20 protein-coding genes and 1 other RNA gene are annotated in these 18,856 nt (G+C 47.8%); 13 read left to right on the top strand and 8 right to left on the bottom strand.

What is annotated here, in order from left to right; all coding sequences use genetic code 11:
- Positions 1-3: 3 nt before the first annotated feature.
- On the bottom strand, positions 4-597 hold the full coding sequence (locus tag JM642_RS17200; RefSeq protein ID WP_203432229.1) for a phosphoglycerate mutase family protein: 594 nt from the start codon (positions 595-597) through the stop codon (positions 4-6).
- 183 nt (positions 598-780) lie between these two features.
- Between JM642_RS17200 and JM642_RS17195 the strand changes: the two genes are divergently transcribed.
- The 3 genes from JM642_RS17195 to JM642_RS17185 all read left to right on the top strand — a co-directional run bounded on the left by JM642_RS17195 (position 781) and on the right by JM642_RS17185 (position 2,913).
- Positions 781-1,386, top strand: a complete 606-nt coding sequence (locus JM642_RS17195) for a DUF5610 domain-containing protein (RefSeq protein WP_037414307.1) — start codon at positions 781-783, stop codon at positions 1,384-1,386.
- 109 nt (positions 1,387-1,495) lie between these two features.
- The gene (locus JM642_RS17190) at positions 1,496-2,245 is read left to right on the top strand and encodes a ferredoxin--NADP reductase (RefSeq protein WP_037428492.1); all 750 of its coding nucleotides are present in this window, start codon (positions 1,496-1,498) and stop codon (positions 2,243-2,245) included.
- A 71-nt stretch (positions 2,246-2,316) separates the two neighbouring features.
- Positions 2,317-2,913, top strand: coding sequence for a glutathione S-transferase N-terminal domain-containing protein (locus tag JM642_RS17185; protein ID WP_037414311.1), 597 nt, complete (start codon positions 2,317-2,319; stop codon positions 2,911-2,913).
- A 6-nt stretch (positions 2,914-2,919) separates the two neighbouring features.
- Here the strand turns inward: JM642_RS17185 and JM642_RS17180 are convergent, their stop codons facing one another.
- On the bottom strand, positions 2,920-3,339 hold the full coding sequence (locus JM642_RS17180) for a hypothetical protein (protein WP_203432228.1): 420 nt from the start codon (positions 3,337-3,339) through the stop codon (positions 2,920-2,922).
- Between the two features lie 216 nt (positions 3,340-3,555).
- Between JM642_RS17180 and JM642_RS17175 the strand changes: the two genes are divergently transcribed.
- From JM642_RS17175 to JM642_RS17155, 5 genes are all read left to right on the top strand, one after another.
- Positions 3,556-4,563, top strand: a complete 1,008-nt coding sequence (locus JM642_RS17175) for a Fe(3+) ABC transporter substrate-binding protein (RefSeq protein ID WP_144345377.1) — start codon at positions 3,556-3,558, stop codon at positions 4,561-4,563.
- A gap of 58 nt (positions 4,564-4,621) precedes the next feature.
- On the top strand, positions 4,622-6,256 hold the full coding sequence (locus JM642_RS17170) for an iron ABC transporter permease (protein ID WP_203432227.1): 1,635 nt from the start codon (positions 4,622-4,624) through the stop codon (positions 6,254-6,256).
- Positions 6,253-7,302 carry an ABC transporter ATP-binding protein gene (locus JM642_RS17165; protein ID WP_203432226.1) on the top strand — a complete coding sequence of 350 codons (1,050 nt, stop codon included), beginning with the start codon at positions 6,253-6,255 and terminating at the stop codon, positions 7,300-7,302. Before JM642_RS17170 ends, JM642_RS17165 begins: the two co-directional genes overlap by 4 nt.
- A 142-nt stretch (positions 7,303-7,444) precedes the next feature.
- Positions 7,445-9,157, top strand: coding sequence for a gamma-glutamyltransferase (ggt, locus tag JM642_RS17160; RefSeq protein ID WP_203432225.1), 1,713 nt, complete (start codon positions 7,445-7,447; stop codon positions 9,155-9,157).
- Between the two features lie 203 nt (positions 9,158-9,360).
- Complete coding sequence (locus tag JM642_RS17155) at positions 9,361-10,302, top strand: Dyp-type peroxidase (protein WP_037414323.1); 942 nt, start codon at positions 9,361-9,363, stop codon at positions 10,300-10,302.
- A gap of 64 nt (positions 10,303-10,366) precedes the next feature.
- Here JM642_RS17155 and JM642_RS17150 read toward each other — a convergent pair whose 3' ends face one another.
- A complete protein-coding gene (locus tag JM642_RS17150; protein WP_203432224.1) occupies positions 10,367-11,269 on the bottom strand; it encodes a LysR family transcriptional regulator in 903 nt (300 codons plus the stop codon).
- 119 nt (positions 11,270-11,388) lie between these two features.
- Here JM642_RS17150 and JM642_RS17145 point away from each other — a divergent pair, with 119 nt between their 5' ends.
- Complete coding sequence (locus tag JM642_RS17145; RefSeq protein WP_203432223.1) at positions 11,389-12,021, top strand: NAD(P)-dependent oxidoreductase; 633 nt, start codon at positions 11,389-11,391, stop codon at positions 12,019-12,021.
- Positions 12,022-12,142: 121 nt separating this feature from the next.
- On the opposite strand, the gene argR is transcribed toward JM642_RS17145, so the two are convergent.
- A complete protein-coding gene (argR, locus tag JM642_RS17140) occupies positions 12,143-12,613 on the bottom strand; it encodes a transcriptional regulator ArgR (RefSeq protein ID WP_011071072.1) in 471 nt (156 codons plus the stop codon).
- A gap of 290 nt (positions 12,614-12,903) precedes the next feature.
- On the opposite strand from argR, the gene mdh reads away from it, so the two are divergent.
- On the top strand, positions 12,904-13,839 hold the full coding sequence (gene mdh, locus JM642_RS17135; protein WP_037414331.1) for a malate dehydrogenase: 936 nt from the start codon (positions 12,904-12,906) through the stop codon (positions 13,837-13,839).
- Between the two features lie 95 nt (positions 13,840-13,934).
- On the opposite strand, the gene JM642_RS17130 is transcribed toward mdh, so the two are convergent.
- Entirely contained in the window at positions 13,935-14,324 is a 390-nt protein-coding gene (locus JM642_RS17130; RefSeq protein ID WP_203432222.1) for a DUF393 domain-containing protein, read from the bottom strand.
- A gap of 211 nt (positions 14,325-14,535) precedes the next feature.
- On the opposite strand from JM642_RS17130, the gene folM reads away from it, so the two are divergent.
- A complete protein-coding gene (folM, locus tag JM642_RS17125) occupies positions 14,536-15,255 on the top strand; it encodes a dihydromonapterin reductase (RefSeq protein WP_203432221.1) in 720 nt (239 codons plus the stop codon).
- A 137-nt stretch (positions 15,256-15,392) separates the two neighbouring features.
- Here the strand turns inward: folM and JM642_RS17120 are convergent, their stop codons facing one another.
- From JM642_RS17120 to zapA, 3 genes are all read right to left on the bottom strand, one after another.
- Complete coding sequence (locus tag JM642_RS17120; RefSeq protein ID WP_203432220.1) at positions 15,393-16,079, bottom strand: 5-formyltetrahydrofolate cyclo-ligase; 687 nt, start codon at positions 16,077-16,079, stop codon at positions 15,393-15,395.
- 7 nt (positions 16,080-16,086) lie between these two features.
- Positions 16,087-16,267, bottom strand: a non-coding RNA gene (ssrS, locus tag JM642_RS17115) — 6S RNA.
- A 119-nt stretch (positions 16,268-16,386) separates the two neighbouring features.
- On the bottom strand, positions 16,387-16,689 hold the full coding sequence (gene zapA, locus JM642_RS17110) for a cell division protein ZapA (protein ID WP_011718292.1): 303 nt from the start codon (positions 16,687-16,689) through the stop codon (positions 16,387-16,389).
- Between the two features lie 225 nt (positions 16,690-16,914).
- Between zapA and JM642_RS17105 the strand changes: the two genes are divergently transcribed.
- Entirely contained in the window at positions 16,915-17,490 is a 576-nt protein-coding gene (locus JM642_RS17105) for a UPF0149 family protein (protein ID WP_037414338.1), read from the top strand.
- A gap of 106 nt (positions 17,491-17,596) precedes the next feature.
- Complete coding sequence (gene ubiH / locus JM642_RS17100; RefSeq protein ID WP_037428466.1) at positions 17,597-18,820, top strand: 2-octaprenyl-6-methoxyphenyl hydroxylase; 1,224 nt, start codon at positions 17,597-17,599, stop codon at positions 18,818-18,820.
- Positions 18,821-18,856: the final 36 nt, after the last annotated feature.

The raw sequence follows: 18,856 nt of genomic DNA, 5'->3' as shown, positions 1-18,856 counted from the left end.
CCTCTATTCATTGCCGTAGCGGGTGGAGATCAAGCTGGCAGGTTGTCCATCATTAATGGAAAGTAAAAACAACTGGCTGTAATCATCTTCACTGATGTTGGGAATGTCTGGTCCACCGAGAGCCTTGATGATAAGTGGCACGGTGTTGGAGTGCCCTGCAATTAAGCTGTTACCTTTAACCGCATGTACTTGTTCAACAATATGTTGGATATGGGTTTCGAGAGGTTTTTTTGCCTCGAGCACAGTAATCGGTAAATGCCGTTCCGTTGAAATCGGTAATAAGGTTTGCTGAGTTCTTTGATATTGGGTCGCAATCAGCTGTGAAATGGGGGTACGTTTTAAGGCGCTGATAAGCGCCTGAGCACGTATATTGCCACTGGATGAAAGGGGAGGATCGCCTGCGGGCTCGTCGGCTTTTTCTGCATGTCTTACGAGAATGATTAATCGATTATCGGCAATAGCTTGATTGATCGGACTAAGTCCAATGCTGGCGAAGAATAGCAGACTTATCAGTAATGATTGTATTAGTGTTCCCGAATTGAAACCGATTCTTCGATTATGCCGCAAAAAACCATGTAAATACTGGGCGATTGCCATGCCTTATATCCTTATTTTATGGGCGAGTATTAAGAGGGGGTTAGGATGGTATTGAACAAACAAACCTATTCTCTATTTGTATCATCGCATTAAGTATGAATGGTACTGCAATTTATAAAATTGCTAAAGTTGCTCAATTTTTGGTCGATAATTAAGTCTCCCCAAGTTGAGTGGACTAGCATCATGGAAATCAATAACCCTGCACAGGTACAGAGCACTTCTTCGACCCACAGTAAATATGCTGAAAACGCGGCAAATAGTGATAAGACGAAAAATGTGGATGCCACTTCTAAACAGACGGCGCAGCAAACCAGTAAGCAGTTAATGAATCAAGCGATTCTATCGGCGCAGGAAGATGTAAGCCTAAAGTCGGGTGATCAATCTATGACCTTGCTTTATCGCGCAGCAATCGAAGCGATAAACAAAGAGTTAGCTCCTTCTATGGGCGAGAACGCGATTCAAACCGCCTATGATAACGGTGTCGATACGTCCCCCGAGGCCACTGCCGATCGTATTGTGAGTTTCGCGACGCAATTTTTTAGTGTTCATCAGCAGCAAAATTCGAATATGAGTTTTGACGAACAGCTCGACAGCTTTATGACCATCATTGGTGGCGCTATCGATAATGGCTTTAAAGAGGCGAGGGATATTTTATCTGGTCTTAAAGTGTTGCAGGGCGATATTGCCGATGGTGTGGATAAAACCTATGGGCTCGTTCAAGAAGGATTACAGGCCTTTAGGGACAGTTTTAATAAAAAATCAAATGAGACTCAAGCGACTAACACTTAATTTAATCCTGCATATCTTAACTCTTAAGCCCCTTACAATAAGGGGTTTTTGTTGTGTGAATAACCGTCTATGCTAGGAGCCTATTTAACGTTTTGCTTGAGGGCGAGTTATGTGGACTAGGGGACGCGTTATTGAACGTATTGATTGGAACGACAAGTTATTTTCACTGCGGATAGCGGTCGAGTTAGCTCCCTTTATTCCCGGTCAATTTATTAAACTCAGTCAACTGCAAGATGATAAGCGTATCGCTAGAGCTTATTCCCTTGTTAATTCTCCCGATAAACCCTATGCCGAGATTTTGGCTGTTGCTGTAGAGGATGGCCAGTTATCCCCACAATTACAGAATCTTACCATCGGTGATGAAATAGAAATCACTCCAACGGCAACGGGTTTTATGACCTTAGATGAGATCCCAAAGGGAGAATTACAAGGTCGGCATTTATGGTTTTTAGCCACAGGTACGGCCATCGGGCCATTCTTATCCATGCTGGATACCGCCGAACCTTGGCAGCGTTTTGAGAAAATTGTGCTTGTCTATGGTGTGCGCGAAGCTAAAGATTTAGCCTACCTCGATAAACTAAAGGCTTATTCGATGCAATATCCAGATCAGTTTATCCTGTGTTTAACTGTGACCCGTGAAAAGCTTGATGACGCATTGCAATGTCGTATCCCCGATGGCTTAGTCTCGGGTGAAATCGAGCGAAAAGTCGGATTAACCTTAAGTGCGGCGGATTCCCAGGTGATGATTTGCGGTAATCCTGGGATGATTAGCGGCGCCCAAGCGGCATTGCTTGATAAGGGGCTCTCGAAAAATTTACGCCGTGCTCCTGGGCAAATTACCGTAGAAAAATATTGGTAATAATGAGAGTGTTTAGCATCCGTTACCAACGTATTCGTTGCTTTATAGTTGTCGTTTAGAAGGATTTTTTGATGAAGTTGCTCTGCTCCCTTGCGTCACCCTATGCTCGCTGTGTTCGTAGCTTAATCCGTTATTTAGGGATTAAAGATATTGAAGAAGTTCTCGTTAATCCAATGGAAAATACGGCACAGTTGCTTGATGTTAATCCGTTAGGTCAGATTCCTTGCCTGATCACGAATGATGGCGTGCCTATTTTCGATAGCGAAGTGATTATGCGTTATCTGGACGCAGAATTAGGTTCACAGGAAATGTTTGGCGGTCAACCTTATAACTGGGTATTGCAGTGCCAGTACTCGATGATCAAGGGATTAATTGATAGCGCGGTGAAGTTGCGCCAAGAGCAAATGCGTGAAGATGAGGGGGTGAGATCAGCTTTTTGGACATCACGTTTTGAGCAGGCTCTGCTGCGTGGGTTGATGCAGATGGAGCATCAGAGCGTGATTACTCAAGCAACCATACAAGCGCCACAGTTAGCGTTAATCTGTTTGTTGGATTATGTGGATTTCAGACACCCTGAACTCGATTGGCGTAAAGTTGCTCCAGCGACTGCGATCTGGTTTAGCGAAATGCGTGATTTACCTGCGTTTGTAGATACTCGCCCACAATAAATATTGTCAATGGTCGGTTAAGCGCCGGCCTTTAGGCTTATCTCGGCGATTATGTTCACCAAATGCGCCGAAGAGCTCTTTAGTCATGCCGTAGTCAACTCGGCGATCGTTACCAGCTTGGCGCCTATCGTCATAGTGTTTATAGTGGCACTGACATTGGCTTTGGGTGCAGCCTTTCATTGGAATTTCAGGCGCTTCTTTTGACAGGAAGCGTTTTCCTTTAATTGCATCGACCTGTTTGCAGCAATTTGCTTCATTTTCAATACTCACGCAGTGGAAGGCATTCAATATCGTCGTTCCGTGTTTTGCTCGTTTTGCCGAACTCGTGGTTTTGGCAAACGACTTGTGCTGCTTTTGACTATTTTGGTAGGTCATAAATATCGCTAGTCCAAGAATAGTAATGAAGAGTAGTAGCATGCTAAACATAATACCTCCCAACTATTTTTAAAAATTAAGATTCAGTTTAGTTTGGTTTGAGATAATTCGCCTTTTTATATCTTAATTTCATTAAAAACAAAAAGTTATACTAACTATTGCTCTCCTCAAGTCGATCAATTACTCTTGCGAAACTGATAACTATTATCATTAATAGTCTTAACTATGGACTCACGTTTGACGTCATTATTTTGAGGAGAATCGCGAATGAAATGGGTAACTTGTGCCGCTTTACTTGGGTTAATGTCAGTTGCGCAGTCTGCACATGCGGATGAAAAATTAACGGTTTATTCCTATCGTCAAGCATTTTTGGTTGAGCCCATCTTGAAGCGCTTTACTGAAGAAACAGGCATTGGCGTGAATGTGGTGTTTGCCAAAGACGGGATTGCCGAACGTATCGCCCGTGAAGGTCGCTTATCACCTGCGGATTTAGTGTTAACTTCAGATTTTTCTCGTTTGGTCGAATTAGTCGAAAAAGATCTGACTTCTCCCGTGAAAAGTGAGCAGCTCAATAGCAATATTCCCGCGCAATACCGCGATCCGGATGGGCAATGGTATGCCTTGACGATGCGTGTTCGAAACCTCTATACGGCAAAAGATCGCTTAGGCCCACAAGCGATTAGTTATGAAGAACTCGCCGATCCTAAATACAAAGGTAAGATTTGCACTCGCAGCGGTAAGCATCCTTACAATATCGCCTTGGTGGCTTCGATGATTGCTCATCACGGTGAGGCGGACACGAAAACGTGGCTACAGGGTGTTAAAACCAATTTAGCCCGCAAGCCTCAAGGTAACGATCGCGGACAGGTTCAAGCGGTAAAAGAAGGCCTATGTGATATCGCGATTGGTAACAGCTACTACTATGGCAATATGCTGCAAGATCCGGAGCAAAAGAGCTGGGCTGAAGCCGTGGTGATTAATTTCCCGAATCAGGCTGACCGCGGTGCCCATGTCAACGTTTCAGGTATGGTGCTCACTCGCCACGCGCCGAATAAAGACAATGCTATCAAGTTGATGGAATTCCTCTCTGGCGATGTGGCGCAAAAAGCCTATGCCGAAGTGAATATGGAATATCCAGTAAAAGCCGATGTTGCACCTTCAACCTTAGTGGCCTCTTGGGGCGAGTTTAAATCTGATAAGTTGCCGATTTTCAAGCTGGCGGAATACCACCAAGCGGCGGTGAAATTGTTAGATGAAGTGCAGTTTGACCTCTAGTTAGGCAGTTAAATCGATAAGTGCGCCATTAATTGGCGCACTTGTTTAAAGGAGCCACATGATTTTAGGATTAGCCAGAAGCTGGTCGCTTACTGGTTATGCCATAGCTGTGCTACTGGTGTTCCCCCTCGTTGCGTTACTTCTTCAAGCGGCTCAGCCCGATGAGGCCGTTTTTGGTCATCTACTTTCTACTGTATTACCGACATACATCACTAATAGCTTATGGTTGATCCTGTGGGTGAGTATTGGCTCACTCTTGCTGGCGTTGCCCTGCGCTTGGCTAATGGCGCGCTGTGAATTTGTCGGTAGACGGTATTTGCAATGGGCTTTGTTATTGCCCTTAGCCATGCCAGCCTACATTGTTGCCTACGTGTATACGGATTTATTTGATTACGCCGGCCCAGTACAAAGGAGTTTGCGCGCGCTCTTTGGTTGGAGCTCTCCGCAGGATTACTTTTTCCCTGATATTCGCACCTTAGGTGGTGCAGCGTGTGTGTTATCGCTGGTGTTATTTCCCTATATTTATCTGTTAGCGCGTACCGCGTTTATGGAGCAATCCTTAAGCTTGGCGCATGCATCAAGGATCATGGGCTGCTCGCCGTGGCAGAGTTTTTGGCGTTTATCTTTGCCAATGGCAAGGCCCGCCTTGGCCGTGGGTGTGGCATTAGTGGCGATGGAAACCGCAGCGGATTTTGCAACGGTTAACTATTTTGCCGTGCCAACCTTAACGACAGCCGTATATGACACTTGGTTGGGCTATGGCAATTTAACCGCCGCGGCAAAGCTGTCGGCCATTATCCTGCTGGTGGTGTTTAGCTTGATTGGCGTTGAGCGTTTTGCCCGCCGTAAGCAGCAGTTATTCCAAAAACAGTCCCGCATTCAAGCGAGCGATTTATATCGGCTCTCACCGATGCAAACCCTGTTTGCCCTCGGTTATTGCATCACCTTGTTACTGCTGGCCTTTGTGCTGCCAAGCGGAATTTTACTCTCCTACGCTATCGGTTATTTTGAGCAGAGCTGGGATCCGATTTTCTGGCAATTGAGCGTGAATAGCTTGAGCCTCGCACTCATCACTAGCCTAGTGTGCTGCGCGATTGCGTTGATATTAATGTTTATTCGCCGTGTGAGCCCAAGGTCGAGTGATGCATTGCCATCGCGCTTGGCTTCAACTGGCTATGCTTTACCCGGAACGGTACTTGCCATTGGTGTATTGGTGCCATTAACCCTGCTCGACTTTGCGATTAACGACGTCGCCGATTGGTTGGGGATGGCAGGCCCTGGGCTCTTGCTCACTGGCAGTAAGGTTGCGCTGGTTTTTGCTTTTTGTGTGCGCTTTGTGGCCATTGCGATTGGCAGTGTTGAGACTAGCTATAAACGCATCTCGCCCTCACTGGATATGGTCAGTCTAACTCTTGGGCAAAGCCCTCGACGTTTGCTCCAAAGAGTGCATCTGCCGCTGCTCACTAAGGGGTTATTTGCCGGGGCGCTGCTGGTGTTTATCGAAAGCATGAAAGAATTACCGGCGGCATTGTTACTGCGTCCCATAGGGTTTGAGAATCTCGCGACCTATGTCTTCCAGTTTGTCTCTGACGAAAAGCTTGAACATGGCGCCTTGCCCGCCATTGTGATTGTGCTCGTGGGTTTAGTCCCACTGATTTATTTAAACCGTTCTTTGGAGCAAGATAGTCGATGACCAGTACGCTCAATCTTCATCAAGTTCATAGCGATTATCAGGGCCAACAGGTACTCAAAGGCTTAGATTTAACCCTGGCACAAGGGGAAATCCTTGCGCTGCTCGGCCCAAGTGGCTGCGGCAAAACCACCTTGCTGAGGGCGGTGGCAGGATTGCAGGCGATTAGCCAAGGTGAGATCCAAATCAATGGCAAGACGGTCAGCGGCGCAGGGCAATTTGTGCCGAGTGAGCAACGGGGCATAGGGATGATTTTCCAAGACTATGCTTTGTTCCCCCATTTGACCGTCGCCGAGAATATTCTCTTTGGTGTGGCAAAATTAACGCCAGCGCAGCGCAAGGCGCGGTTAGATGACATGCTCGCCCTAGTAAAACTTGAAGGCTTAGCCAAGCGTTATCCCCATGAGTTGTCAGGTGGTCAGCAGCAGCGGGTGTCGATTGCCCGCGCATTAGCCTATGAGCCGCAATTACTGTTACTCGACGAGCCTTTTTCGAATATCGATGCGCAGGTGCGCCACAGCATGATGGCGGAGATCCGCAGCATTCTAAAGCAGCGTAATGTTAGTGCGGTTTTTGTTACCCATAGCAAAGATGAGGCCTTTGTGTTTGCCGATACCTTGGCCATTTTTAATCAAGGTGTGATAGTACAACATGGCCGAGCGGAAGACTTATATGCCGCACCAAATAGCCGCTATGTGGCTGATTTTCTGGGTAGTGGCAACTATTTACCCGCCGAGGTCGTTGATGGCCACCGTGTTGTCACTCCCATTGGTGAGCTGCGAAGCCTGACGCCCTTGTCGCAATCCCATGCTTTCAATGGCCAAGTGTTTTTGCGGCCACAGCAATTGGCGCTCAGCGCCGATGATGCTGGTGTGGGGACGATTACCGAGCGGCGCTTCCTCGGGGCATTTTGCCATTATTGGGTGAAAGTCGAGGCGGCATCCCACGCCCATTATGTCGAAGTGCGTAGCCAAATTATGCAGTTCAATGTTGGTCAGCGAGTGGGCTTAAATACTGAGCCACATTCCCTAGTGCTATTTGAGTCTTAATGCCTATACCGCACTCGATATGCCAGTGTCTCAGCAGAAAGCATGACATTTTTGCTTACGTTTAACTTGGGTAAAAAACACCTAGATTGCTGATATTTTCAGCCTTCCTTGTTACCTTAATTCCTCCAGAGTGGGAGGAATTATGATAAAAACAATAAAATCAATTTGTACCTTAGTCACAGTGGCGACAGCAATGTCGTCATCGGGAGTGTTAGCCATGGATAGGATCACAGGTAAAGCCTTTGCGACGCGCTCAGAAGTGTATGCCACCCACGGAATGGCGGCGACCAGTCAACCGCTGGCGACACAGGTCGCGATTGATGTATTAAAACAGGGCGGCAGCGCCGTGGATGCAGCCATTGCAGCGAATGCCATGCTGGGCTTAGTCGAGCCGACTGGCTCGGGTGTTGGTGGTGATTTATTTGCCATCGTCTGGAGCGCGAAAGATAAAAAGCTCTATGGCCTTAATGCCTCCGGTCGCAGCCCCAAATCCTTAACGCTAGAGAAGCTAAAATCCCTCGGATTAGACTACTTGCCTCCTTTGGGGCCGCTACCCGTATCCGTTCCTGGTGCGGTGGATGGATGGTTCGAACTGCACGATAAGTTCGGCAAGTTACCAATGGCCGATAACTTAGCGCCAGCGATTCGTTATGCCCGCGAAGGTTTCCCTGTCTCCGAGTTGATTGCCTATTACCTTGAGGGCAGCGGTAAAAAACTCGCTCAATTCCCCGGTTTTAAAGAAACCTATATGCCCAATGGCAAAATGCCTGCGGTAGGGGAAATCTTCAAAAATCCTGCACTGGCAAACACCTATGAGAAAATTGCTAAAGGCGGCCGCGATGCCTTTTACAAGGGTGACATTGCCAAAAGTATTGATAAATACATCAAGGCTCAAGGGGGCTATTTAAGTTATGAAGACTTAGCCAGCCATACCAGTGACTGGATTGAACCCGTATCGGTCAACTACCGTGGTTACGATGTGTGGGAGTTACCGCCAAATGGGCAGGGGATTGCTGCACTACAGATCTTAAAAACCATGGAACCCTTCGATGTTGCCGCCATGGGCTTTAATAGTTCCGAATATGTGCACTTATTTGTAGAGGCCAAAAAACTCGCCTTTGCCGATCGCGCGAAATTCTATGCCGATATGGCCTTTAACAAGGTGCCTGTAAAAGAGTTGATCTCGCAGCAGTATAATTACGATCGCGCCAAGTTAATTGATTTAAACAAGGCGGTTAAGAGTGTCGATGCGGGCAATCCTGCGCTGCAACATGGGGATACTGTGTATCTCACTACCGCGGATAAAGACGGCAACATGGTGTCGCTGATCCAGAGTAACTACCGCGGCATGGGCTCAGGTATGACGCCGCCGGATCTCGGCTTTGTGCTGCAAGATCGCGGGCAGATGTTCGATCTCACCGAAGGTCGATTTAACACCTATGCGCCGGGTAAGCGGCCCTTCCATACCATTATTCCCGCCTTTGTGACCAAAGACGGTAAACCTTGGCTCAGTTTTGGGGTGATGGGCGGTGCAACACAGCCGCAAATGCATGCGCAGATTATTATCAATCTGATTGATTTTAAAATGAACTTGCAAGAAGCAGGTGATGCCCCCAGAATTTTACACTCAGGTTCGACTGAGCCTACGGGGGAGATAATGAATGACGGTGGCTATGTGAGCCTTGAATCAGGCTTCCCCGTTGAAACCCGCCGTGAGCTGATGAAGAAAGGCCATGTGCTTCGCGATGTTCTCGGTGATTTCGGTGGCTATCAAGCCATTGGCTTTAATGCTGAAACTGGCGTTTACCGCGGTGCATCCGAAAGCCGAAAGGATGGTTATGCTGCAGGATATTAACGCATCACTCGTTTTGCTCTACTGAAGCGAATGCAGAATAGACAACATTGACGAGGCGTAATGGCCTCGTCAATTTTTATATTTCAGCCTCAAAAGGCCTTTACATCACAAAGACGGACAAACTGTGCGTTACTTAATGTCATTTTCAGGTAAAGTTGCGGATAATATTGCCGAAAATGAATCGACAACAGGGTGATAACCAGATGGATATTCAAAATATGCCGCGTGAACAGTTAGGTGTGTGTGCAGAGGGAAACTTACATAGCGTCTATTTGATGTTTAATGCGAGCGACAACGATAACGTTGAATCGCAATTGCGTCCCTGTATTGCCAACGTTGCGCAGTATATTTATGAGTTGACGGATCAGTATTCCGATAGTGCATTTAATGGTTTTGTGGCCATAGGCGCCAACTATTGGGACAGTCTCTATCCCGATGCTCGCCCCGAAATGCTTAAGCCTTTCCCGGCGATGCAGGCGGGTAACCGCGAGGCGCCTGCTATCGAATACGATCTGTTTGTGCATCTTCGTTGCGATCGTTACGACATTTTGCATTTAGTCGCCAACGAAATCAGCCAAATGTTCGAAGACTTAGTCGAGTTAGTCGAAGAGGAACGCGGCTTTAGATTTATGGATAGTCGCGACTTAACGGGCTTTGTCGATGGCACCGAAAACCCGAAAGGGCGTCATCGCCAAGAGGTCGCCTTGGTTGGGGATGAGGACCCTGAATTTAAGGGCGGTAGCTATATTCACGTACAAAAGTACGCCCACAACTTGAGTAAGTGGCATAGATTACCGCTTAAAAAGCAAGAAGATATTATCGGTCGTACCAAGCAAGACAACATCGAATACGAGTCGGAAGATAAGCCATTAACCAGCCATATCAAGCGGGTAAACCTCAAGGATGAAAACGGCAAGTCCATCGAGATTTTGCGCCAGAGCATGCCTTACGGCTCGCTCAAAGAACAAGGTTTGATGTTTATTTCAACCTGCCGCACGCCGGATCACTTCGAGAAGATGCTCCATAGCATGGTGTTTGGTGATGGTGCGGGTAATCACGATCACTTGATGCACTTCACCAGCGCATTGACGGGTTCTTCTTTCTTCGCCCCAAGCTTAGATTTTTTGATGCAATTCGATAATTAACCCTTCGCAAATCGCGACTAAACGCACTGAGCCTTAAAACCTCAGTGCGTTTTTGTTTGTGGGCTTAGCTCGCCGCTGTCCACTTATTGATATCGAGTTGCCATTGCTGAGCGGTAAAATCGATAAAGGCGCGTACTAGCGCTTGTTGGTAACTGCGAGATAAGTACACGGCCCAGAGGGTTTGGCCTGGCGCCGTGTATTCGGGGAGCACTTCTTGCAGTTGACCGCTGGCCAGATATTGATTAGCTAAGTCACAGGGCAAGTAGGCAATGCCATGACCTCGCAACGCGGCGCTGACCAGCACTCCCATTTCATTGGCCATCAGATTCCCCATAGGTTTAATCAGCTCACTCTGTTGCTCCTTGAGTAGCTGCCAATGTTGCTGCGAACTATGGATAAGGCAATTATGGCTGAGCAGATCGTTAGGGACGGTTAACGGCTCGGCTTGAGCCAAGTAACTGGGCGCGGCGCACAGCACGGCATCTATGCTCATCAGTTTACGGGCAATCAGATTGTCATCGGGCTGCTCGGTATAACGCAGTGCTACGTCCACCCGCTCATCCACCAACTGGGCAAAACTGTCCGACATTAACAGCTGAATATTGACCTTAGGGTGCAATTTTATAAAGCGATCGACCACATCAAACAGTCTGTGCTGCCCAAGTCCGACGGGTGTGGCAATACGAATACTGCCGACTAATTCAGTGTTATGACTATGGGCGCGGCTTTCCATTGCGGCGACTTCGCTCAGCACCCGCTGACAATATTGCAGGGCTTCTTCACCCTGTAAGGTCAGGCTAACGCTGCGGGTGGTGCGGTGTAGCAGGCGTAAACTGAGCCACTGCTCAATTTCTTGAATATGGCGAGAAACCTGTAAACGACTGAGATTGAGGTGTTCTGCGGCCTTAGTAAAGCTGCCACAGTTAGCCACTTCGATAAAGCTACGCATGGCGGCGATTTTATCCATATATAATTACACCCATTAGTATCTCAATCTGAAACAATCCTGCTCATTTATCGATATTTATCACGCTAAGTATCGCAAGTAAACTGGTCTCAATTTAAATCAGCAGTGAGACTTATCAAATGAAAATTGCAGTATTAGGTGCATCAGGTTGGATTGGCGGAACCATTTTAAATGAAGCCTTAAGCCGTGGTCATGACGTCGTTGCCTTAGTGCGTGACCCAAGCAAGCTTGGTGAAACGGCGGCAGAAGTGCGTAGTGTTGACCTGACTCAGCCATTAACCGCTGAAACCTTTGCAGGCGTGGATGTGTTAATTGCTTCAGTGGGCGGCCGCGCCGAGCAGAATCACGGCTTAGTGGCGAAAACAGTTAATAATCTATTAGCCGTATTGCCACAGGCTAAAGTGCCACGTTTATTGTGGGTCGGTGGGGCAGGTAGTCTAGAAGTGGCACCGGGAGTAACCTTGGTTTCAAGCCCAGATTTCCCGCCTGCCTATAAGGATGAAGCTCTGGCTCAAGGTGAAGCATTAAAGGCATTTCGTGCCGCTAACACCACAGTGAATTGGACTTTTGTCAGCCCAGCGGCAGAGATCTACCCTGGTGCAAGCGAAGGCTCTTACCGTTTAGGTGGTGATAACTTCTTTACCGATGCAAATGGCCGCAGCCGGATTTCGGTGAGTGATTACGCCAAAGCCATGCTCGACGAAGCAGAAAAAGCGGCGCATCCCAATCAAAGGATCAGTGTGGCTTACTAAGGCTGAGGAGTTTCGGCTAAATACTGTAACGTAAGTGGGACACAAGCCCTGAAATTAGGGTGATGCTGGACTGAAAAGCGTACAGTGGAAATAGAACAGGTCAGCAAGCTGACCTGTTTTTTTATTCTGCGTAGTTGAATAAAGATTTGATGGTTTCCAAGGTATCGGCGATATCTTGGATGCTAGATGGACAAATAAAGATCGTATCGTCACCCGCAATGGTTCCCAAAATCCCTTCAGGTTTACCGATGGAGTCTAACAAACGAGCAATTAATTGTGCGGCGCCTGGACTAGTGCGGACAACAATCATCGCTTGGTTATGGTCAACATCGAGTACTAAATTCTTTAACGGGCTGCCCGCAGTGGGCACGCCTAATTCGGCAGGTAAGCAATAAACCATCTCCTGCTTAGCGTTGCGAGTGCGCACGGCACCAAACTTGCTGAGCATACGAGACACTTTAGATTGGTTTATATTAGTAAAGCCTTCTGCTTGCAAGGCGGTGACGATTTCACTCTGGGAGCCAAAGCGCTCCTCTTTTAAAATCGCCTTAAAAATTCTAACAAGGTCATCCTGATTCTTGGTCGTTTGCATAGTCTTATTCTTTATTCAAAAAAACAGGCTTATTCTGAATAGTTTTGGTTAAACTGTCAACAAATAACCACAATGACTGAATAAAAATGCAATTAACTCAATTTATGCTAATTCATTTATAAATGTATTTGTTGAACTAGAGTAAATATTCAACATTGCAACGCGCTGTTTTAGTAAATCTTTGAATCAACGACTAAGGGATAATTGAAATTAGCGTGACATTCCAGTAATGTGACGCCAACGCAAATTAGATCCATGTCACACATATCCGAGAAATAACGGAGATAACTATGAAAGTTGCTGTACTTGGTGCTGCTGGTGGTATCGGCCAGGCTCTTGCCCTACTGTTAAAAACTCAATTACCTGCGGGTTCTCAACTGTCTCTATACGATATCGCACCGGTAACTCCGGGTGTTGCGGTTGACTTGAGCCATATCCCAACTGCGGTTGAAATCAAAGGTTTTGCTGGTGAAGATCCAACGCCTGCCCTCGTGGGTGCTGACGTTGTGCTTATCTCTGCTGGTGTTGCACGTAAGCCTGGTATGGATCGTTCAGATCTGTTCAATATCAACGCGGGTATCGTTCGCAACCTGATCGAGAAAGTGGCTGTTACTTGCCCTAAAGCGCTCGTGGGTATTATCACTAACCCAGTAAACACTACAGTTGCTATTGCTGCTGAAGTGCTGAAAAAAGCAGGTGTTTACGATAAGAACCGTTTATTCGGCGTGACCACTCTGGACGTTATCCGTTCTGAGACTTTCATCGCTGAATTAAAAGGCTTAAACGTTGCTGACGTTAAAATCAACGTGATCGGCGGCCACAGTGGCGTGACTATTCTGCCATTACTGTCTCAAGTTGAAGGCGTGACTTTCTCTGATGAAGAAGTAGCTTCTTTAACTAAACGTATCCAAAACGCGGGTACTGAAGTGGTTGAAGCTAAAGCCGGTGGCGGCAGCGCGACACTGTCTATGGGTCAAGCGGCATGCCGTTTCGGTATGTCTCTGGTTCGTGGTCTGCAAGGCGAAGCTAACATCGTTGAATGTGCTTACGTTGACGGCGGCAGCGAACACGCTGAATTCTTCGCTCAACCAGTATTGTTAGGCAAAAACGGTATCGAAAAAGTACTGCCTTACGGTGAAGTGAGCGCATTCGAAGCTAACGCCCGTGATTCTATGTTAGATACGCTGAAAGGCGATATCAAACTAGGCGTTGATTTCGTTAAGTAATTCTTCTGAATTATGAGAAAACGGAGCCGAATGGCTCCGTTTTTTTATGCTTTAAACGTTGTTCTCTAAACAGGGGGTCTTAATCTTGAGTCTCGCTATTTAGGCAGTTGGCATTGGCTGTCACAGCGAGCTTTACCCGTCAGTAGATAGGAAATACGGTATCTGTGCTTGGCGAATCTCAGGTAGCACCAATCCGCAATAGGTTTGATAAGCGGTAAGCGTAGCACTTGTACCCAAGGGCGAGTGCCTGTGAGCGCCCATGCTTTGCAGGTGACATCGAGCCCGAGCAGCACTTTGCCGGAGGCGGTTTCGCCATGGAGAATGGTATTGGCGTAGTCTTTATCGATATAGCTGAATCTTGAGCTGAAATTGTCAGCATTAAGATCCACCAGTTCAATTCTGTCGTGGGGATCGCGCGCTTTGAGTTGGCGCATTTCGGCGCTACATAATGGGCAATTGCCATCGAAAAAAATCCGCAGTTCCATTAGGTCTACCTCTTACTGTGTGTCCCTGAGTATACGCAGTTGCCAGGCATTTAGATCGACATGTTTACGGTTTTAATTGTTATACACTCTTGGCTAGAGGCATTAAGCTATTGCGATGAGTGACGTGATTGTGTGATTACGTGATTGTGCGATTAACAATCTGCCAAATGCGTTTGCTTTTAATCAGTGCTTGGCAAATAACAGGATGGATATGACAGCTCCCATTATTATCACTGGCGTGGGTAAACGTATTGGTTACGCCCTCGCGAAACACTTGCTCGCCCAAGGGTACAAGGTGATTGGCACCTATCGCAGCCATTATCCCAGCATCGATGAGTTGCAGTCTTTGGGCGCGACCTTAATCCAATGCGATTTTTACGATAATGCGCAGCTCCAAACCCTGATTGAGCAATTGAGCCAATACCCCAAAATCCGCGCTATTATCCATAATGCCTCTGACTGGTTGCCAGACAACAGCCCAAGCCTTGCCCCCCATGAGGTGATGCAGCGCATGATGCAGGTGCATGTGAGCGTACCCTATCAAATAAACCTAGCCTTAGCCTCGCAATTACGTGCGGGAGCCGAGGGTGAGATTGGCGCCAGCGATATTATCCATTTCACCGACTATGTGGTCGAAAAGGGCAGTGCCAAGCACATGGCTTATGCTGCCAGTAAAGCGGCGCTAGATAATTTAACCTTATCCTTTGCGGCTAAATTAGCGCCCGAGGTCAAAGTGAATGCGATTGCGCCGGCGATGATCCTTTTTAATCCAAGTGATGATGAAGCCTATCGACAAAAGACCTTAGTCAAGGCCATCTTGCCAAAAGAAGCTGGAAATCAGGAGATTATCGCCTTAGTGGATTATCTGTTGGCGAGCCGCTATGTCACGGGGCGCAGCCACAATGTCGATGGTGGGCGGCATTTAAGGTAAAGAAAAATCTAGATTTTAGGTTCTAGGTCCTAGAATCTAGTTATCTAGCATCTAGCATCTAGCATCTAGCATCTAGCATCTAGCATCTAGCATCTAGCATCTAGCATCTAGCATCTAGCACCTAGCACCTTCTTTATTCAAAACTCCCATTCTCTGCTTGGAGTGATGATGGCGGGTAAGGGCACATCCCAATGTTCGCATGGCAGGCTCGGTACTTGTTGGCAATCATGGGCATACCCCATAGGAAGTGGTCTGCCTTTGCTGTGCCAATTAGCTAGCGTTCTGTCGTAATAGCCGCCGCCCATGCCCATGCGATTGCCTCTGATATCAAAGGCAACCAGCGGGGTGATCACCACATCGAGTCGCTCAATCGGCATAACGTTACGCACATCTAGCCGTGGCTCTAAAATGCCAAATTGATTCGGCTGCATTGGCGAGTCGGCGTGGTAATGCAAAAACAATAATTGCCCTGCATTAAAGGGGTGCAGCCGTGGCAAATAGGTTTGAATCCCCTGTTGCCAAAGCGCTGCGATAAGCGGAGCGGTTGCCAGTTCGCCATCGTGGGTGAGGTAAAGCGCGACATGCTGGGCCTTCAGCGCGCTGAGTTTTTCGAGCATTCGCTGACATGCGGCAAGGCTTGCCTCGGTTTGCACCTCTGTCGAAAGCGAGCGGCGTGCCAAACGTATTTGTTTGCGTAATTCGGCGCGGCTGAGAGTTGGGCTTAGATTTATACTTAGCGACTTGGTGTCAATTTCAGGCTGAGTGCCGTGTGGCCCCTTGACTGTTGGGGCCGAAGTATTCGAGACAGGTGAAGTGATAGACATAAATAAGATGCTCCCCAGAATGCCGCTACCGGTGTAGCCCTTGAACCGTAGGTTCAAGGCGGGTAAATGATTACCTCCTAAGGCTTCTCGGTACGAGCCGAGCATGCTCAATGTCAGTAAAGCATTCACCCTGAGATCAAAATTATCGGCACAGGGACATTACCAGTTGGCCTGCATCCCAGGGAGCAAAAACGGTATTGAATCGCTAATCGTTTGGCTTAAAAAAGTATAGGCCAGTTAGCCATTCACTGTGCAACTCTTCTCAGATAGATGGTGCTTGGCACCGAGTCGAGTGCACAGTCTAAAACTATTTGGTTGAACGCTCAACTAAGGCGTTTTCCAAGGTTGACTGCAACAGGCTGATGCGGTCATCCATTTGTTTCATATAATGCTTATTCTTTTGCTTTTCTTGGTACAACTCGTGGCCAATATTCAGCGCCGCCATAATGGCAATTTCTTCGCGGCTTAAGCTATTAGTGCGATTTTTTAGGGTGGTGAGTTGCTGCTCAACCCCTTGAGCCACAACACGTAGGGCATCTTCCTGACCTTTCGGACAGGCGATAGAGTAGGTGCGCCCCAGCAGGGTGATTTCAACTGCACTGTTACTCATTCGAAGATGATCCTTTCGTTGGCATCGATAGGGCGGACTATATAGGGCTGATATTAAAAGTGCAAGGTAAGCCGCTGATGGATTGCACATTCGCCGTTTTGTTTGCTGCTTGTGTGAGCAGTTGCCGGAATTTTTATCTTCAACCCTAAGAATGCCGGATCAGAGTTGGTTCAAGTCTTTAACTCTGCTAGCATTGCTGCTGGAAAATTCTGATTGGAATCTGATATGGCGACCCCTCCTTCGTTACGTATCGAAAGCTTAAAAATAGCCCTCGATGCGGCTGAAATTGGTCAGCATCCCGTGGAAGTTCACGGTGCTCTTGTGGGTTTAATCTGCGGTGGTGTAGATCAAACCGGTGATTTGTGGATTAAACCGTTATTTGACCTGATGAACGATGGTCAGCCTTTACCCGCACCTTTACATCAATTGGTGTGTGAGTTGTTCCAAGACTCGGTTGCCCGTTTGAGTGACTTTGATTTTGGTTTTATGCCATTGCTTCCCGAAGAGGAAGAATCCCTCAGTCACCGAGTTGAGGCGCTATCGCTTTGGACGCAAAGCTTTTTAACGGGCATTGCGATTATCCAGCCTAAGCTCAATAAAGCCTCCGCCGAAGTGCGTGAAGTGATTAAAGATCTGGCCGATATCGCCCAAGTGGAATTCGATGTCACCGACGATGAAGAGTCGGAAACCGCGTATATTGAATTGCTGGAATTTGTGCGCATTGCTGCGATTTTGTGTTACTCCGAGTTTGGCCCAGAGCCGAGCCACGAAGAGAGTGACGATGCCGCGGTGATCCATTAATCCCTAAAAGAGAAAGGCGGAGCGATTCCGCCTTTTATTGTTTTTCAAATCTAACATCCTGATGGCGCAACGCTTTTAGCCATGCCATAGCTTGAATGAGAACCCCATGACGGTAGCAGAGCACATGGATAATTCAGTTCAAAATGTCGATATTGCCATTGTTGGTGGCGCCATGGCGGGTGCGACCCTCGCGTTAGCTTTGGCTCGTTTGTCTGGTACTGAAAAACCGTTATCAATTGCCTTAATTGAGGCGCATCTTCCCGATAACAATCACCCCGGTTTTGACGCCCGTTCTATCGCCATTGCCCATGGTTCTATCTTCGAGTTATCCCGTTTAGGTTTATGGCCAAAATTGGCGCATTTAGGCACGGCAATCAAAGATATCCATGTGTCCGATCGCGGTCATTTTGGCATGACGGAACTCAACGCCAGTCAGTTCCATTTAGATGCGCTGGGGCAAGTGGTCGAGCTGGAAAGGGTCGGCCAAGTGCTGTTTAGCGAGCTTAACAAAACTCAGGTTAAGCGCTATTGCCCTGCCAAACTGTCAGCGTTAATTCCCGATATCGACAGCCACACGCTGGTGCTGGATTCCGGCGAGCGGATTTGTGCCAAGCTGGTGGTCGCCGCCGATGGCTTGCAGTCTAAGGTGCGCAGCAGTTTTAATCTGCCCATTACCCAAGTGGCGTTCGAGCAAACTGCGATTATCGCCAATCTACAAACCGATAAGCCGCATCAACATTGGGCCTATGAACGCTTTACCGAGACTGGCCCACTGGCGTTATTGCCGATGGCAGATAGCCAAGGCCAGCCGCGTTTATCCCTCGTCTGGGCACTCGATAATCACCGCGCGCAAGCGATGCTCACCGCGCCTAAAGCTGAGTTTTTGGCTGCGTTGCAGCAAGCCTTTGGTTATCGCGCCGGCCAGTTTATCGATGTCAGCGAGCGCCATGCTTATCCGTTAAATCTGTCCTACATGCCAAGGCCAATTCACCATAGATGTGTGTTTATTGGTAATGCGGCGCAGACGCTACACCCGATTGCGGGGCAGGGATTTAACTTAGGCCTTCGGGATGTGGTGAGCTTGCTTGAAGTGCTCAACACTGCGCGAGAGCAGGGTGAGGATATTGGCGGTGTCGCCGTCACCCATGGCTATTTGCAGGCCCGTGAGGCGGATAGAAACAGCACTATTCGCAATATTGAATTTTTAGTCCGTGGCTTCTCTAACCAATACTGGCCCTTGGCCCTTGGGCGTAATCTGGGATTGCGTCTGTTATCTTGGTTCCCGCCACTGAAAACCCCCGTCGCGCAGAAGGCGATGGGCTGGAAATAATCATTACTGGTATCGCAACGCGAAAAGGATGTACCC

This window comes from Shewanella sp. LZH-2 (genome assembly GCF_016859145.1).
GTDB lineage: Bacteria > Pseudomonadota > Gammaproteobacteria > Enterobacterales > Shewanellaceae > Shewanella > Shewanella xiamenensis.
The sequence above is the reverse complement of the archived record's forward strand: the minus strand, read 5'-3'. Positions and strand labels throughout refer to the sequence as shown.

What these genes read in the sequence shown, in the direction of transcription:
- JM642_RS17105 (WP_037414338.1), top strand. Translation starts at nt 16,915, where the DNA reads ATGGCGACCCCTCCTTCGTTACGTATCGAAAGCTTAAAAATAGCCCTC.
- argR (WP_011071072.1), bottom strand. Translation starts at nt 12,613, where the DNA reads ATGCAAACGACCAAGAATCAGGATGACCTTGTTAGAATTTTTAAGGCG.
- ggt (WP_203432225.1), top strand. Translation starts at nt 7,445, where the DNA reads ATGATAAAAACAATAAAATCAATTTGTACCTTAGTCACAGTGGCGACA.
- JM642_RS17155 (WP_037414323.1), top strand. Translation starts at nt 9,361, where the DNA reads ATGGATATTCAAAATATGCCGCGTGAACAGTTAGGTGTGTGTGCAGAG.
- JM642_RS17165 (WP_203432226.1), top strand. Translation starts at nt 6,253, where the DNA reads ATGACCAGTACGCTCAATCTTCATCAAGTTCATAGCGATTATCAGGGC.
- ubiH (WP_037428466.1), top strand. Translation starts at nt 17,597, where the DNA reads ATGACGGTAGCAGAGCACATGGATAATTCAGTTCAAAATGTCGATATT.
- JM642_RS17120 (WP_203432220.1), bottom strand. Translation starts at nt 16,079, where the DNA reads ATGTCTATCACTTCACCTGTCTCGAATACTTCGGCCCCAACAGTCAAG.
- folM (WP_203432221.1), top strand. Translation starts at nt 14,536, where the DNA reads ATGACAGCTCCCATTATTATCACTGGCGTGGGTAAACGTATTGGTTAC.
- JM642_RS17200 (WP_203432229.1), bottom strand. Translation starts at nt 597, where the DNA reads ATGGCAATCGCCCAGTATTTACATGGTTTTTTGCGGCATAATCGAAGA.
- mdh (WP_037414331.1), top strand. Translation starts at nt 12,904, where the DNA reads ATGAAAGTTGCTGTACTTGGTGCTGCTGGTGGTATCGGCCAGGCTCTT.
- JM642_RS17180 (WP_203432228.1), bottom strand. Translation starts at nt 3,339, where the DNA reads ATGTTTAGCATGCTACTACTCTTCATTACTATTCTTGGACTAGCGATA.
- JM642_RS17150 (WP_203432224.1), bottom strand. Translation starts at nt 11,269, where the DNA reads ATGGATAAAATCGCCGCCATGCGTAGCTTTATCGAAGTGGCTAACTGT.
- JM642_RS17190 (WP_037428492.1), top strand. Translation starts at nt 1,496, where the DNA reads ATGTGGACTAGGGGACGCGTTATTGAACGTATTGATTGGAACGACAAG.
- JM642_RS17145 (WP_203432223.1), top strand. Translation starts at nt 11,389, where the DNA reads ATGAAAATTGCAGTATTAGGTGCATCAGGTTGGATTGGCGGAACCATT.
- JM642_RS17185 (WP_037414311.1), top strand. Translation starts at nt 2,317, where the DNA reads ATGAAGTTGCTCTGCTCCCTTGCGTCACCCTATGCTCGCTGTGTTCGT.
- zapA (WP_011718292.1), bottom strand. Translation starts at nt 16,689, where the DNA reads ATGAGTAACAGTGCAGTTGAAATCACCCTGCTGGGGCGCACCTACTCT.
- JM642_RS17170 (WP_203432227.1), top strand. Translation starts at nt 4,622, where the DNA reads ATGATTTTAGGATTAGCCAGAAGCTGGTCGCTTACTGGTTATGCCATA.
- JM642_RS17195 (WP_037414307.1), top strand. Translation starts at nt 781, where the DNA reads ATGGAAATCAATAACCCTGCACAGGTACAGAGCACTTCTTCGACCCAC.
- JM642_RS17130 (WP_203432222.1), bottom strand. Translation starts at nt 14,324, where the DNA reads ATGGAACTGCGGATTTTTTTCGATGGCAATTGCCCATTATGTAGCGCC.
- JM642_RS17175 (WP_144345377.1), top strand. Translation starts at nt 3,556, where the DNA reads ATGAAATGGGTAACTTGTGCCGCTTTACTTGGGTTAATGTCAGTTGCG.